The organism is Cystobacter fuscus (assembly GCF_002305875.1).
Taxonomy (GTDB): domain Bacteria; phylum Myxococcota; class Myxococcia; order Myxococcales; family Myxococcaceae; genus Cystobacter; species Cystobacter fuscus_A.
On sequence record NZ_CP022098.1, the window covers coordinates 8,207,297 to 8,224,295 of the forward strand.

Here is a 16,999-nt window from a genome sequence, read left to right on the forward strand (position 1 = left end):
GTCCTCACGAATCCTTGGCGAGATCCTCGGCCACCAGCCGCGCCAGCTCGGCATCCGACAACGCATCCAGGTCCTCCGCCGCGGGCACCGGGGAGGCCTTGACCACGATGGGGGCAGGAGGAGGCGGCTCGGCCGGCGCCGCCTGGACGTCGAGCTTCAAGACGTCGGTGAGCAGGTGTTGTCCCAGGAAGTCGACGGTGGGGTGATCCAACGCCACCGTCGCGGGCACCGGCGCGCCGAGCTGCTTCTGCAACACATTGCGCAGCTCGATCGCCATCAGCGAGTCCATCCCGAGCTCGGCGAAGCCCTGGCGCCAGTCGACCTCCGAGGGCTCCAGCCGCAGGATGCGCGCCGTTTCCTCCTGGAGGCTGCGCACCAGCAGACGGGAGCGCTCCTGGGGCAGTGCGCTCCGCAGTCGCTCGGCGAGTCGTGCACCCGCGTGCGTCTCGGCGGCACGGACCGGCGCCAGCGCCGCGTAGAGCGGCGAGCGGCCCAGGGCCCCCAGCGACTCCAGGTACACCGGCCACTGGATGGACAGGAGCGCCACCTGGGGCCGGCCACTCGCGAGCGCCTCGCCGAACAACGCGAGCGCCCCCGCCGTGGGCAGCGGCCGGATGCCTCGGCGCTCCAGCGATCGGGCCAAAGCACCATCCGACGCGCCCACCATCCCCGTCTCCGCCCAGGGTCCCCAGTCGAGCGACTGCGCGGGCAATCCGTGCGCCCGCCGCTCGTGCGCCAGCGCGTCCAGGAAGGCGTTCGCCGCGGCGTAGTTGCCCTGCCCTCCCGAGCCGAGCAGCGCGGAGGCCGAGGAGAAGAGAACGAAGAAGTCCAGGGGCCGGTCACGCGTGAGCCGGTGCAGGTTCCACGCGCCCGCGACCTTCGGGTTCATCACCCGCTCGAAGCGCTCCAGCTCCTGTTGCAGCAGCGCGCCATCCTCCAGCACGCCCGCCGCGTGGATGACACCCCGCAGGGGCGGAGACGCCGCATCCACCTGACGCAGCAGCCGGGACACCTCCTCCTCGCGCGACACGTCCACGGACGCGAGCGTCACCTGGGCCCCCGCGCGTTCCAGGGCACGCACCGCCTCGGTGGCCAGCGCCGAGGGCGCCCGGCGTCCCACCAGCACCAGGTGTCGCGCGCCCCGCTCCACCATCCACTTCGCCACCTCCAGGCCCAGTCCTCCGAGCCCTCCCGTGATGAGGTAGGTGGCCTCCGGGAGCAGCACGGGGGCCACGTCCCGTCCACCCCGCTCCTCGCGCAACTCGGGGTGCAGCCGCACGCCCCGGCGCAACACCACCTCGCGTCCGGCGGTGCTCGCACCACGGGTCAGCTCGGCCAGCAGCCCCCGGAGGCTGCCCTCCTCGTCCCGGGCGTCCAGGTCCACGCGCGTGCAGCGCAGCTCGGGATGCTCGCGATCGATGACCCGGCCGAGGCCCCACAATGGCGCCTGGGGCAGGCTCACCGGGCCATTGCGCACCGCCTGGGCGCCTTGCGTGACGAGCCACACCGGCACCACCGTGTTGCTCCCCACCAGCGCCTTCACCAGGTGCAGGGCCCCGCCGCTCGCCTCCAGGACGGCGCGCTGCACGGTGTCCGCCGACGCGTCCTCGGAGGCACGGGCATCGAGGCCCGCCAGGTACACCACCCCCGCGCAACCCTCCGCGCCCAGGGCCTCGCTCAGCGCGCGCGCGCAGTCCTCCGGCCTCCACGCATCCACCTCGAAGGAGTCCGCGCCGAGCTTCTGGAACACGGCCGCCGAGCGGACCCGGATGACCCGGGCCCCGTGCTCCTCCAACAGCCGCCCGAGCCGCTCACCCACGCCGTGCCGGTCCATCCACAGCACCCAGGGCCGGGGATCCAGCGCGGGCAGGGTCCCGGACGGAGGCGGCTCGGGCTTCCAGGTCAGCTCGTAGCGCGCCTCCTCCCGCGGCGCCTGGAGTCCCGGACGCACGGCCTCTCGGCTCGCCATCCGCGCGCGGAAGCCGAGCACCTCCGCCACCAGGCCCTGCTCGTCGTAGATGCGCAGATCGCCGCCCAGGGACGCCCCCACCCCGGCCCGGCCGTCTTCCCGGACGCGAGCATGGCACCACACCGTGCCCCGGGGCCGCCGGTGCACGGTGAAGCGCGAGATGCTGAAGGGGATGAGGATCGCGTCGGGGAAGCGCGACTGGTACTCCAGCGTCCAGCTCGTGAGCACCTGGAAGCACGAGTCCACGAAGCCGGGATGGAGCACGTGCTCCTCCAGCGAGTCCGGCAGCTCGGGCAGCCGCAGCTCTCCGAGGATGTCCATGCCCCCGCGCTTCGCCGAGTGGATCCACATGTAGCTCGAACCGAGCACGTAGCCCTGTCCGCGCATCCCCCGGTAGAAGTCCTCGCCCCGCAGGACTTCCTGGCAGCGCGTCTGGAGTTCCTCCCGGGACTCCCACGGCTCCGGGGGCGGAGCCTCACCGAGGCTCAGGGAACCACTGACATGCGGCAGCCACGTCTCCCCGCCGCCGTCGGCCGCCAACGACTTCACCTCGAACGCGCCCCCGCGCTCCGGCGGAGACAGGATGATCTGCACCGCGCGCTCCTCGTTCTCGGAGAGGATCAGCGCGCGTGGGAAGGCCAGGTTCTCCAGGGTGCACGCGGGAGAGCCATACACGTCCTCGATCACCGACAGCAGCAACGACACGTGCGAGGAGCCCGCCGCGACGCGGGTTCCGTAGAGCCGGTGATCGTCGAGGTGGACCGGACGCGAGGGTCCGTACACCGTCTCGTAGACGATCGCGTCGAGCGCCGGAGACCGCAGCCGCCGACCGAAGTGGGGCACCGGAGCCTCGTGGTTCCGGGACGCCGCGCGGGGCGTCGAGCCCTTCCACCAGTAGCGCTGACGCTGGAAGGGATAGGTGGGCAGGGGGATGAGCCGTCCCCCACCCGCCGCGAACTCCGAGGGCTCCCACCGGGGCGCCTGGTCCGCTCCGCTTCCGAACACCACGCCCTCGGGGGACTGGCCCACCTCCAGCGCGGACAGCCGCTCGCGCATCCGCTCCGCCGAGTCGGCCTCCACCGTGAGCCAATGCTCGAAGCGCGTCCGGCCCACCGCCGCCGTGAAGCACATGTCCACGACGTCCACTCCGTCCTCCAGGGCCCGCGCGTAACGGCCCGCCAGGGCACGCAGGGCCTCGGGGCTCCGCGCCGACAGCAGCAGCACGTGCCGCCGCGGCTCCGTCTCCGGACGCGTCCGCTCGGGCGCGGGCGCCTCCTCCAGCACCACGTGGGCGTTCGTCCCGCTGAAGCCGAAGGAGCTCACCCCCGCGATGCGCCGGCCCTGCGTGGGCGCCCAGTCCGTCAGCGCCACCGGTACCTTCACCCCCATTCCCTTCCAGTCGATGTGCGGGTTGGGCGTCTTCAGGTGCAGGTGCGCCGGCAACTGGCCGTGCCGCAGCGCCAGCACCACCTTCATCACCCCCGCCACGCCCGACGCCGACTCCAGGTGGCCCACGTTCGTCTTCACCGAGCCCATCCACAGCGACTCGTTGCCCTGGCGCCCCTCCTTCAATACCGACCACATCGCCTCGGCCTCGATGGGGTCTCCCAGCGACGTCCCCGTGCCGTGCGCCTCCAGGTAGCTCACCTCCGCCGGAGCCACGCCCGCGCCGCGCAAGGCCTGCTGGATGACCGCCCGCTGCGCCTGACCATTGGGCACCGTGAGCCCGCTGCTCGGCCCGTCCTGGTTCACCGCCGAGCCCCGGATGACCGCGAGGATGTTGGAGCCGCGCGCCTTCGCGTCCGACAGCCGCTCCAGCACGAGCACCCCACAGCCCTCCGCCCGCGCGAAGCCATTGGCCGACGCGTCGAAAGTCTTGCACCTCCCGTCCGGCGCCAGCATCCGCGCCTTGCTCACCGCCAGCATCGACTCGGGCGAGAGGATGACGTTCACCCCCGCCGCCAGGGCCCGCGTGGACTCGCCCGAGCGCAGGCTCTGACACGCCAGGTGCAACGCCGTCAGCGACGACGAGCACGCCGTGTCCACCACCAGGCTCGGCCCCTGCAACCCGAGCAGATACGACACGCGCCCGGCCACCGCGTTGAGCGACGTGCCCGAGGCGAACCACGCATCCACCTGCTCGGCGGGCCCCTGGAGGATGACCCGCGCGTAGTCCGCCGCGGTGACGCCCACGAAGACACCCGTGCGCGAGCCCTTCAGCGCGCTCACGTCCTGCCCCGCACGCTCCAGCGCCTCCCAGGCCACTTCCAGCATCAACCGCTGCTGCGGATCCATGCTCTCCGCCTCGCGCGGCGAGATGCCGAAGAAGCGGGGATCGAATCGGTCCACCTCGCGCAGGAAGCCGCCCGCGCGCACGTACATCTTCCCCGGCACCTCGGGGTCCGGGTCGTACCAGCTCTCCACGTCCCAGCGATCCGCCGGAATCTCCGCGATGGCGTCCGTCCCCTCCTTCAACAGCCGCCAGAAGGCCTCGGGCGTGTCCGCTCCCCCAGGCATCCGGCACGCCATGCCGACGATGGCGATGGGCTCGTCCGGAGCGGCCTCGGCACGGGCCTCGGTCGTCGCGGCGAGGGGCGACTCCTGATGCAGCAGCGAGTCGAGGTGCTCGGTGAGCGCGCGAACGTTCGGGTAGTTGAACGCGAGCGTCGCCGGCAGCGTCAGCCCGAACTGATCCTCGAGCCGACCCTTCATTTCCACCGCCATGATGGAATCCAACCCCAGCTCATGGAAGCCGCGCTCGGCGTCGAGGGACTGTCCGGCGGACAGGCCCAGCGTGCGCGACACCGTCTCGCGGACCAGCGCGCCCACGGCCTCGCGCCGGGCGGACGGCGTGGCCGCGTCCTTCCATGCCGGCCGGGGAGGTGCCTTGCCCTCGGGGAGCGCCCGCGTGGGCTCGGAGGCAGCGTGCACGCGGAGGTCCGCCAGGAACGGCCGGGGCCTCCGGGCCTCGAGCAGGGAGCGAAAACGCTCCCAGCGCACACTCGCCACCACGGAGTGAGACACCCCCGAGGCCACGAGCCGCTCCATCCAGTCCAGGGCGGCTTCGCGATCGAGCGCCTCCAACCCCACGCCCTCCAGCCAGACCCGCTCCTCGATCGTCGCCAGGCCCGCGCCCTCCCACAGGCCCCAGTCGATGCTCGTCGCCACGAGCCCCAGGGCCCGCCGGTGCGCCGCGAGCCCGTCCAGGAAGGCATTGGCCGCCGCGTAGGCGCCCCCGTTCGACGAGCCCCACACCCCCGCGACCGAGGAGAAGAGCACGAAGAAGTCCAATGGCTGCTCGCGCGTCAACGCATGGAGGTTCCACGCGCCATCCACCTTGGGTGCCAGCACCCGCCCGAGCGTCTCCGCGTCCAGGTCCGCCACCCGCGCCGTCGCGGATACCCCCGCCGCGTGGACGATTCCGCGCAGGGGTGGCAGCGCGCCCTTCATCCGCTCGAGCAGCGCCGCCATCGCGTCACGCTGGGACACATCCGCCTGGACCAGCCACACCTCGGCGCCCGCCGCCTCCAGCTCGCGCACCGCGGCGATCCGCCGGGCCTGCTCGTCCCCGTGGCCCTGGAGTTCGTCCCATCGCGAGCGCTCGGGAAAGGCCCCGCGCATGGTGAGCACGAGATGGCGGGCCCCGCGCCGCACCAGCCGGCGCGCCACGTTCAGTCCGAGCGCCCCCTTGCCTCCGGTGATGAGGTAGGTGGCATCGGCGCTCACGGGCAAGGGCTGGAGTTCGGGCGCCTCCCGCTCCATCAGCCGCGCCACGTAGCGCTGGCCGCCCCGCAGGAGCACCTGATCCTCGCCGTCCGCCGAGCGCAGCTCCTCCCAGAGCCGCTCCACGCCCTCCTCGGACCCCAGGTCGATCAACCCACCCCAGTGCTGAGAACTCTCCAGCGACACGGTCCTTCCGAGCCCCCACAGCAGGGACTGGGAGGGATTCACGCGCGCCTCCGCGCTCGGGGAATGCGCGTTCCGGGTCACCACCCACACACGGGCCGCCGCGTCCGGAGTCCCCTCCAGGACGTGAAGCACCGAGGCCAGCTCCAGACACGCCTCGTGCGCCCGCTCCGTCTCCAGGGCGCGCAGGAACACCACGCCCGCGCACGAGGCCGCGTGCTCCCGCCATGCCCCCGCGAAGGCCGACGGCGCCACCGTCACGCAGGCCGTGCCCTGGGACTCGAGGTGCGCGGCGAGCCGACGGCCCTCCTCGCCCTCGCCCACCACCAGCCAGGAACCCCGCGCTGGAGACACCTCGGACCCCGCGCGCACCGAGGGCCGCCAGTCCACCGCGTACCGGGCACCTCTGCTCCCTCCCTCCCGGGCGGGCCGTGACACCTCCACCTGGGGCGCGACGGTGACGGACGTCTCCGGAATGGCCCAATGCCGCTGACGCCGCCACGGGTAGCGCGGCAGCACGAGCTTGCGGCGCGCGGGCTCGGGATCCACGCCCTTCCACTCCTGGGAGTGGCCCTGGACGAACAGGCGGCCCAGGGTGTCCAGCATCTGCTCCTGATCGTCCTGACCCTTGCGCAGCGAGGCGAGCCACGTGGGCCCGTCTCCCAGGCACGCCTTGCCGAGACCCAGCAGCGTGGCGTTCGGGCCCACCTCCACGAAGACGTCGATGCCCAGGCCACGCAGCGACGCCATGCCCTCCTGGAAGCGCACGGCCTCGCGCGCGTGGCGGCGCCAGTAGCCCGGTGCGCCCAGCTCCGAGGGGCCCACCACCCGGCCCGTCACGTTGGAGACGAGGGGCACCTGGCCGGGAGCACGCGCCATGCGCGCCGCCCTGGCCTCCAGCGCGTCGAGCATCGGCTCCATCAAGGGAGAGTGGAAGGCGTGCGAGACGTTGAGCTTGCGCGTCGCGAGGCCCTGGGCCTCCAGCGCCGCGAGGATGCGTCCCACGGCCGCCGCCTCACCGGACACGGTGAGCTGGCCCGGGGCGTTGTCCGCGGCGATCGAGACGCGTCCGGGCTCCTTCGCGAGCAGCGGCTCCACCTGCTCGCGGGAGGCGAACACCATGGCCATGACGCCGCCCGCCGGCAGGGCCTGCATGAGCCGACCGCGCTCGGCGATGAGGTCCAGCGCGTCCTCCATGGAGAGGATGCCCGCCACGCACGCGGCGGCGAACTCGCCCACGCTGTGGCCCATCACCGCGTCGGGCACCACGCCCCACGAGCGCCACAGCTCCGCGAGCGCGTACTCCAGGGCGAAGAGCGCCGGCTGGCTGAAGGCCGTCTGATCGATGGGCGAGGTCACCCCGTCCTTCGGGTAGAGCACCGACAGCAGATCCATCCGGGGCGAGAGCCGCGAGGCACAGCGCTCCAGCGCGTCACGGAAGACGGGGGACGTCTCGAACAACCGGCGGCCCATGCCGGCGAACTGCGCGCCCTGGCCGGTGAAGAGGAAGGCCACCCGGGGCGGCGTGTGTCCCGCCTTCCCCTGGGCCACGCGCTCCTGCCGTGCGCCCGAGGCGAACGCGGACAGGCGCTCGGCGAGCACCTGTGTCGAGCCACCCACCACGGACAGCCGGTGCTCCATGCGCGCGCGAGCCGTGTTGGCGGTGAAGCACACGTCCGCCGCGTCCTCCTCGGGGTGGGCGGAGAGGTGGCTGGCGTAGCGGCGCGCGAGTTCCCCCAGCGCGTCCTCGTTGCGTGCCGAGAGCGTCAACAGGTGCGCGGGGCGCGGAGCGGGCGCGCGCGTGGGGGCGGCCGGAAGAGGCGCCTCCTCGAGGATGATGTGCGCGTTGGTGCCGCTCATGCCGAACGCGCTCACGCCCGCGAACCGGGGCTGAGCCGAGCGCTTCCAGGCCTGCGTCTCGGTGGGCACGAAGAAGGGCGTGCCGTCCAGGCGGATGCGGGGGTTGAGCCGGCTGAAGTTCAGGTGCTTGGGAATGGCCTCGTGCTGGAGCGCGAGCGCCGCCTTCATCAACCCGGCGATGCCCGCGGCCGCCTCCAGGTGGCCCATGTTCGTCTTCACCGAGCCGAGCGCGCACCGCTGCCCATCGGGCCGGGGCTGGCCCAGCACCTCCACCAGGGCCTCCACCTCGATGGGATCGCCCAGGGGCGTACCCGTGCCATGGGCCTCCACGTACCCGAGCGCCGAGGGTTGCAGCTTCGCGTTCTTCAGGGCCTGGAGCAGCAAGTCCCGCTGGGCGAGCACGTTGGGCGCGGTGAGTCCCTGCGAGCGCCCGTCCTGGTTGACGGCCGAGCCGCGGATGAGCGCGAGGATCCGGTCTCCCCGGGCCTGGGCGTCCGACAGGCGCTTGAGCACCACGACGCCACAGCCCTCGCCCCGGACGAAGCCATTGGCGCGAGCGTCGAAGGCGCTGCACCGGCCATTCGGGGAGAGCGCCTGCATGCGGATGAGCGACTGGGTGACGGACGGGTGCAGCACCAGGTTCACGCCGCCCGCGAGCGCCACGTCACACTCGCCCGAGCGCAGGCTCTGACAAGCCAGGTGCACCGCCACGAGCGACGAGGAGCACGCCGTGTCCACCGAGAGGCTCGGGCCCCGCAGCCCGAGCGTGTACGACAGGCGTCCGGGCGGGAAGCAGTGGCCGTTGCCCGTGGAGAAGTAGGCGTCGATGCTCTCCGGATCCGTGGGCAGGAGCCGCGCGTAGTCATCCCCGGTGAGCCCCACGAAGACGCCCGTGGCGGTGTCCACGAGGCGCTCGGGATCCTGCCCCGCGTGCTCCAGCGCCTCCCACGCCACCTCCAACAACAGGCGCTGGCGGGGATCCAGGCTGGCGGCCTCGCGGGGGGAGATGCCGAAGAACTCCGCGTCGAAGCCGCTCACGTCCTCCAGGTAGCCCGCCCAGCGGGGAGCACCCGAGTCGGACCCGAAGCGGCGCGAGGCCGGCTCGCGGCGAACGACGTCCCGGCCCGCGGCCAGCAACTCCCAGTAGGCCTCCGGCGTATCGGCGCCTCCCGGGAAGCGGCACCCCATGCCCACCAGGGCGATGGGCTCGGCACGCGCGCGCTCGAGCGAGTCGATGCGCGCCTGCATCTTCTGCATCGCCATCACCGCGCGGGCCAGGCGCTGCTTGATTTCCTCCTTGCCCTCCTCGCTCACGATGCGTCCTCCCAGCCCGCCAGCGCGTCATCCACCATCTCGAGCAACTTCCCCTCGGACAGCTCGGCGAGCTGGTGCACCTCCTGCTCCACGGGAGCGGGCCGGCTCTTCTCCTTGCGAGGCTTCTCCACGGGCGCCGCCGGCGCCGCCTGCTCCTGCACGGGCGCCAGGCCGAGCTGCTCCAGCAGGTAGGCCGACAGGGCCATCAGCGTGGAGCGCGCCCACAGCAGCGTCACCGACAGCTTCAGGTCCAGCGCGGCCTCGATGCGGTTGCGCAGCTCCAGGCTCATCAGCGAGTCGAGCCCCAGGCCCCGGAACGGCTCATGCCGCCCGATACGCGTGGGGTCCACCCGGAGCACCTGGGCGAGCCGCTCGCGCAGGTAGTTCTCCAGCATCGCCACGCGTCCGCCCGGCGCGCAGCGCTTGAGATCCAACAGCAGGCTGGAGCGACCCCGCGCGCCCTCGGCGTGACTCTCCTGCGCCAGCTCCTCCCAGACGTGCTGGGAGGCCGCGCTCGGGAAGAACTGCAACCACTGGCGCAGATCCAACAGCACCGCGCCCGCGTTCGCCGCGCCCTCCGCGAGCAGGCGCTCGAGCAGCACGTCGCCCTGTCTGGTCGTGAAGCTCGCCATGCCCTGGAACGCGAGGCGCTCGCCCCGGTTGGCCCGCGCCGCGGCCAGACCCACCTCGGAGAAGGGTCCCCAGTTCACGCTCAGGGCGGGCAGGCCCTGCTGGCGCCGGTGGTGGGCCAGCGCGTCCATGGCGGCGTTGGCCGCCGCGTAGTTGCCCTGTCCCGGCATGCCCAGCAGCGCCGCCATGGAGGAGTAGAGGACGAAGAAGTCCAGCGGCTCGTCGCGGGTGAGCGCGTGCAGGTTCCAGGCGCCCTGGATCTTCGGCGTCAGCACCTCGCGGAAGCGCGAGGGCTCCTGCTGCTCGAGGATGCCGTCATCGAGCACACCCGCGCAGTGCAGCACGCCCCGGAGCGTGGGCAGCTCGCCGTGCGTGCGCGCCACCACCTCGGCGAGCCCCCGGGCGTCCGCCACGTCCACGCGCGCCACCTCCACGCGCGCCCCCGTGGCCCGCATCGCCTCCAGCTTCTCGGTGACGGACTCGGACGGGGCGCCGCGGCCCAGCAGCACCAGGTGACGTGCGCCATGCCCCACGAGCCACTGGGCCGCCGACAGACCCAGGCCCCCGAGTCCTCCGGTGATGAGGTACGAGCCGTCCGCGCGCACCCGGAAGCCCGGCTTGGGCGGGACGACGCGCAGCTGCGGATCCTGCATCGTGACGACGAGCTTGCCCACGTGCTGGCCCCGCGCCATCTCCCGGAAGGCCTCCGACACCTGCGACACGGGGAAGGAGCGGTGCTGGACGGGCCGGAGCATGCCGGAGGCCATGCGCTCCATCACCTCGTGCAACAGGCGCGCGCACAGCGCCGGCCGACGATCACGCAAGCCGCCCAGGTCGATGGCGACGTACATGAGCCGACGGCTGAACTGGGACAGCTCCAGCGAGCGTCCGGCGTGGATGTCCCGGTTGCCCACCTCGAGGAAGCGGCCGTCCGGAGCCAGCACCTCCATGCTCCGGGTGATGGCGTCTCCGGAGAGGGAGTTGAGCACCACGTCCACGCCCTCCCCGTCCGTCACGCGCATCACCTCGTCGGCGAAGGCGAGCGTGTGCGAGTCCATCACGTGGGCAATGCCCATGCCGCGCAGCAGCTCGCGCTTCTCGGGCGTGCCCGCGGTGGCGAACACCTCCGCGCCCAGCGCCTGGGCGATCTGCACCGCCGCGAGCCCGAGCCCACCCGCGGCCGAGTGGATGAGGATGCGCTCGCCCGCGCCCAGGTGGGCGAGGTGGTGCAACGCGTACCAGGCCGTCATGAAGACGCTGGGGATGGAGCTGGCCTCCTCCACGCCCATGTCCGGGGGCCGGCGCGCCACGAAGCGCGCGTCCACGACGACGTGCGAGGCCATGGCCGAGCGCGTGAAGGCCACCACCGCGTCACCCACCGCGAGTCCCTCCACGCCCTCGCCCACCGCCACCACCCGGCCCGCGCAGTCCAGTCCGAGCGGCAGCCCCTCCAGCGGCACGCCCGAGCGTCCCCCCTCCACGTCCTTCATCACGTACAGGCCCATGGTCTTCATCACGTCGATGAAGTTGAGGGCCGAGGCCTCGACGGCGATCTCCACCTCTCCGCGCGCGGGGCGGCGCCGCTCGGCCATGCGGACCACCACGCCGCCGAAGGAGGCCGCGGGTGCCGTCTCCACCAGGAAGCTCCTGCCAACCGCGGGCAGCAGGGGCTCGTTGAGCATGTCCTTGGCCGCCGAGCGCCGCACGAGCCGCGCCACCATGCGCGTTCCCCCGCGCAGGGCCACCTGCTCGTCCTCCGCGCGCGCCGACAGCTCCCGGCCCAGCGACTCCACGTCCACCTGGGCGGAGGAAGGATCCAGGTCCACGCACGTGCAGCGCAGCTCCGGGTGCTCCTGCCCCACCGTGCGGCCCAGGCCCCAGAGCGCCGCCTGGAGCGCGCCCGGCGTGGGTGAGCCCAGCACCGGCCACGCCCCGCGCGTCACCAGCCACAGCCGCGGCGGATCCCTCCAGCCCCAGCGCAGCATCTCCTGCACCACCCGGAGTGCGCCGCCGCAGGTGCGCATCGCCGACTCGAGCGCCTGTTCGCCCGGCGCGTCCGGCTCGGCCGCGTCCAGGCCCCACAGGTAGGCCACGCCCGCGCAGGAGTTCTCCTCGGGGAAGCACTGGCGCACCACGGCGCTCAGGTCCTCGCGCGAGCCCGGGGCCACGGTGTAGTGACGGGCGTGGATGCGGCGCAGGCCCGTGCCCGCCTCCACGCGGACGCACGCCCCGCCCCACGACTCCAGCATCTGCGCGAGCGCCTCGCCCACGCCGGAGGCATCCTGGAAGATGAGCCACGGCGTGTCGGCGGAGCCCGGCTCGAACACGGCGGGCAGACCCGCGCGGCGCCAGGCGACCTCGAAGAGCGAGCGATCCTGCTCGGCGCGCGCCTTGCCGTAGCGCGTGGGCAGGGCCGCGAGCTCCAGGCCCTCCACCACGGCGAGCGCGGCGCCCTGCCCGTCCAGCAGCGTCACGTCGCCCTCCAGGGTGGAACCCTTGCGCCAGGACTCGCGGGGGGTGATGCGCGCGTGGGCCCACTGGGGCGAGCCCCGGCGCAGCAGCTCGAAGTGGCGCAGGCGCACGGGCACGAAGGTGGTCTCATCCGAGGGCAGGCACTCGAGCAACACCTGGAGCGCCGCGTCGAGCACCCCGGGGTGCAGGCCGCCCGCGGCCCCGAGCGCTTCGGGCACGGCGATGCGGCCCAGGGCCTCGCCGTCCGTGCTCCACACCTCCTGCACGCCGCGGAAGGTGGGGCCGTACTGGAGTCCGCGCTGCTCCATCTCGTGGTAGTGCGCCTCGCCGATGAGCAGCCGGGACGGCAGGCGCCGCTGGAGCTCCTCCACCACGACGGGCGCCGGCGCGCTCCGGGTGTGGCTGTCCGAGGCACGCACCCGGCCGCCCGCGTGCACCGTCCACATCTCCGCGCCGCTGCCGCCCGGGGTGGGGATGAAGCTGGACACCTTGAAGGAGATGGCGCCCGTGGAGCTCACGTCCACGAGCAGCTCGGCCCGGCGCACGCTGTCGCCGAGCAGCGCCAGGGCGTCGTCGATGCGCAGCTCCTCGAGCACCCAGGGCCCGGGGCCGAGCGCGGACTGCACCGCCGTCATCACCCAGTCCAGGTAGGCCGTGGTGGGCAGCAGCACGGAGCCCTGCACCTTGTGGTCCGCCAGCCAGGGAATGGACTGGAGTCCCACGTCCACGTCCCAGAAGAAGGCCCCGGGGCGCAGGGAGGAGCGGCGGGGCTCGCCCAGCACCGAGGCCGGCGCCGCCTCGCGCTGCCCCTGGGGGAGGGCCGGCTTGGCACCGGGTTGGAACCAGCAGTCCTGGCGCTGCCAGGGATAGTCCGGCAGCCGCACCTGGCGGCCCCCTTCCGGGTAGAGCGCCTTCCACTCCACCTCGTGGCCCACCACGTAGAGGCCACCGAGCGTCTCCAGCATCACCTCGCGCTCGTTCTTCTCGCGCCGCATCGACGGCAGCACCGTGCCCTCCAGGCGCAGGTGGGCGATGGTCTGCTCGATGGAGGGCAGCAGCACCGGATGCGGGCTCACCTCCACGAAGAGCGTGTGGCCGCTGGTGGCCAGGCGCTCCACCACCGGCGAGAGCAGCACCGGCTCGCGCAGGTTGCGCACCCAGTAGGCCGGCTCCAGGTCCGAGCCGTCCATCACCTGGCCCGTCACCGTGGAGTACAGCGGCACCTCGCCGCGCCGGGGCGACAGGCCCTCCAGGGCGCGCAGCAGATCCTCGCGCAGGGGCTCCATCTGCGGGCTGTGCGAGGCCACGTCCACCTTCACCCGGCGGCAGAACACCTCCTGGGCCTCCAGCTTCTCCAGCACCTGGCCGAGCGCGTGGGTATCCCCGGAGAGCACGGTGGAGCGGGGGCTGTTGCTGGCGGCCACGGACAGCCAGTCCTCCAGGCCCTGGATGGCGGCGCGGGCCTCCTCCAACGTCAGCTCCACCATGGCCATGCCGCCCTGGCCACTCACGCGGCGCAGCAGCAGGCTGCGACGGCAGATGACGCGCGCCGCGTCGTCGAGGCTCAGCGCCCCGGCCACGTGCGCCGCGGCCACCTCGCCCATGCTGTGGCCCACCACGCCATCGGGCACCACGCCCCAGGCGCGCCACAGCCGCGCGAGCGCCACCTGCACGGCGAAGAGCGCGGGCTGCACCTGATCCACGCGCTCCATCCACCCGGGCGAGTCCGAGCGCAGCAGCTCCACGAGGGACCAGTCCACGTGGCGGCGCAGCGCCGCGTCGCACTGCTCGATGGCGGAGCGGAACACGGGCTCCTCGGCCATGAGGCGCCGGCCCATGCCGGCCCACTGCGAGCCCTGCCCCGGGAAGACGAACACCACGGGCTGGTGCCGACCATCCGCGTGGCGGGTGATGGACAGGCCGGGGCGGCTCTCTCCGCGCAGGAAGGCGCCCAGGCTCGCCCGGGCCTCGGCGTGGGTGCGCGCCTGGAGCGCCAGGCGGTAGTGCAGGTGGCCGCTGTGGACGGAGGCCGTGTAGCAGACGTCGTGCAGCGACAGCGGGCGCTCCTCGAGCCGGGCGAGCAGCAGGTGCGCGGCCCGGGCGAGCGCCTCGGGCGTCTGCGCGGACAGGGGCAGCAGCTCCACGCGCGTGGAGTCTCCGGAAGGCCGTGTCGGGGCGGGCAGCTCGCTCACGGGCGACTCCGGGGGAGGCAGCGCGCTCCAGCGCACCGCGACACCCCGGGCATGCAGGGCCCCGAGCGCCTCGAGCAGGGCGGCGCGGGGCTCGTCGCGCCGCAGCGAGCCCACCACCACGCCCGCGCGCACGGCCTTGCGCAAGAGCTGCTCCACCGGACGGCACAGCACCGGGTGGGGGCTGAGCTCCACGAAGGTGTCGAAGCCCTCGGAGACGAGCCGCTCGGCGGCCTGGGCGAAGCGCACCGGCTGGCGCGGGTTGCGGCAGCGCGCGTCACCGACGCGGCCCTCCGGGCCCACCTCGCGCGCCAGGGTGGACAGCCACATGGGGCCGCTCGAGCGTTCCCACAGCCGCTCCTGGGCCGCTTCCAGCTCGTCGCGCAGGGGCTCCCACTGCCGCAGGCGGCTCGCGCGATACACCTTCCACACCGCGTCCACCTCGTCCAGTCCGCCGGCGATGCACGCCGCGGCCACCTCGCCCACGCCATGACCCACCACGGCCTCGGGCTCCACGCCCCAGGAGCGCCACAGCGCCGCGAGCCCCATCTGCACCGCGAACGTCAAGGGCTCCGCGGAGTCCTCGTCCGTCTGCCCGCGCGCGTGCGGCTCGCGCAGCCTCTCCACGAGGGACCAGCCCGCCAGCGGCATGAAGCTCGCGTCCAGTGCCTCCACGCGGGCGCGGAACACGGGCTCGGTGGCCAGCAGCTCCCGGCCCATGGCGGGCCATTCCGAGCCCTGGGGCGCGCACACGAAGGCCACGCGCGGGCGCTCACAGGGCTCGCCGGTGAAGAGGCCCGTGCGGCGCTTGCCCTGGCGCAGGCTCTTGAGCAGCGCGGCCAGGTCCGAGCGCGTGCGGAACACCATGGCCGCGCGGTGGCCACCCGCGCCCGCGTGCAGGGCCCAGGTGCGGCACAGGTCGCGCAGGGCCACCGGCGCCGCGCGGTTGAGCACCAGCTCCTCCGCGCGGGCCGCCTGGGCGAGCAGCTCCTCGGCGCCGTCGGCCGCCAGGGGCAGGAGGTCCTCGCCCCCCACGGGGGACTCCTCCATCACGACGTGGGCGTTGGTGCCGCCCCAGCCGAACGCGCTCACGCCCGCGGTGGCCGGCCCGTCCTCTCCGGGCCAGGGCAGCGTGTGGCGCGGCAGGCTCAGCCGCAGCTCGCCGAAGGGGATGCGGGGGTTGGGCTCGCCGTGCAGCATGTGCGGGGGCACGAGCCGGCGCGACAGCGCGAGCGCCACCTTGATGACGCCCGCGATGCCCGCGGCGCCCTCCAGGTGGCCGATGTTCGCCTTGAGCGAGCCGATGAGCAGCGGCCGATCGATGGCACGGCCCTCACCGAGCGCCGCGCCCAGGGCGCTCGCCTCGGTGGGGTCTCCCAGGGCGGTGCCCGTGCCGTGCGTCTCCACGTAGTGCACGCGGTTGGTGGGCACGCCCGCGCGCGCGTAGGCCTCGCGCAGGAGCGCCGCCTGACCGGGCACGCTCGGCGCGGTGAGCCCGTTGCCCAGGCCGTTGTTGTTCACCGCGCTGCCGCGGATGATGCAGTAGATGCGCGCGCCCGCGGCGATCGCCGCCGACAGCGGCTGGAGCACCACGAGCCCCGCGCCCTCCCCTCGCCCGAAGCCATCCGCGCCCGCCGCGAACGCCTTGCTGCGCCCGTCCGGCGACAGCCCGCCGAACTTGGACAGGAGCACGTTCGCCTCGGGCGAGAACATCAGGTTGACGCCGCCCACCAGCGCCAGCCGGCTCTCCCCCGAGCGCAGGCTCTGACACGCCAGGTGCACCGCCACGAGCGACGAGGAGCACGCCGTGTCCACCGTGAGGCTCGGCCCCTTGAGTCCCAGCGTGTACGAGAGGCGGTTGGCCACGATGTTGAGCGACTGGCCCGTGGCGCTGTGCAGCGTCACCGCCGCGCGCTCGCTCAGGTGGCGGTCCGCGTAGTCATGCCAGATGGAGCCCATGAACACGCCCGTGCGCGAGCCCTTGAGGCTCGAGGGGGGCAGGCCCGCGTCCGCCAGGGCCTCCCACGCCACCTCCAGCATCAACCGCTGCTGGGGATCCATCTCCGCGGCCTCGCGCGGGGAGATGCCGAAGAAGAGCGGATCGAACCCGCTCACCCCCTCGAGGAAATAGCCGTGGCGGGTGATCATCCGCCCCTCGGCCTGGGGGTCCGGATCGTACCAGGCATGCGCGTCCCAGCGATCCGCGGGAACCTCCTGGAGCAACTCCCGGCCCTCGCACAACACGCGCCAGAACGCCTCCGCGTCCGGCGCCCCGGGAAAGCGGCACGCCAACCCCACCACCGCCAGCGGCTCCACTTCACCCGAGGCCGCCAGGGCTCCCGTCTCCGCGTCCTCGTCGCGCTCCACCTTCGTGGCGGTGTGGGTGCCGGGCTTCAGGGGGTTCTCGCTCTCCGTCATGTCTTGCCTTCCTGTGTCCCGCTTCCAGCCGCCAAAGACTTGCGTCCCTTACGGACTTCGCCTGTTTCCATGTGTCCAGCGCATGAAGGCTCACCCACCCGGGGGCGCACCCCGGGTGTCGTCTATTGTGACGCAGCGCATATGAGCGGGGCCCCATCTGAACCCCTTCAAAATCGCATGTCTTTTCTGGCTTGAGGAGCGGGTAGAGACAGACCCGCGCGAAAGCGGCTAGGGCGGGGAT

General features: G+C 73.3%; 2 protein-coding genes. Both read right to left on the reverse strand.

Annotated elements, in window-relative coordinates; genetic code table 11:
* Positions 1–4: 4 nt before the first annotated feature.
* Positions 5–9,049, reverse strand: a complete 9,045-nt coding sequence (locus CYFUS_RS33065) for a type I polyketide synthase (protein ID WP_095988851.1) — start codon at positions 9,047–9,049, stop codon at positions 5–7.
* On the reverse strand, positions 9,046–16,758 hold the full coding sequence (locus CYFUS_RS33070) for a type I polyketide synthase (RefSeq protein ID WP_095988852.1): 7,713 nt from the start codon (positions 16,756–16,758) through the stop codon (positions 9,046–9,048). The genes CYFUS_RS33065 and CYFUS_RS33070 overlap by 4 nt, the downstream gene beginning before the upstream one ends.
* Positions 16,759–16,999 lie beyond the last annotated feature (241 nt).

Excerpts from the sequence above, each read along its gene's own strand:
- CYFUS_RS33070 (WP_095988852.1), bottom strand. The coding sequence starts at position 16,758 with ATGACGGAGAGCGAGAACCCCCTGAAGCCCGGCACCCACACCGCCACG.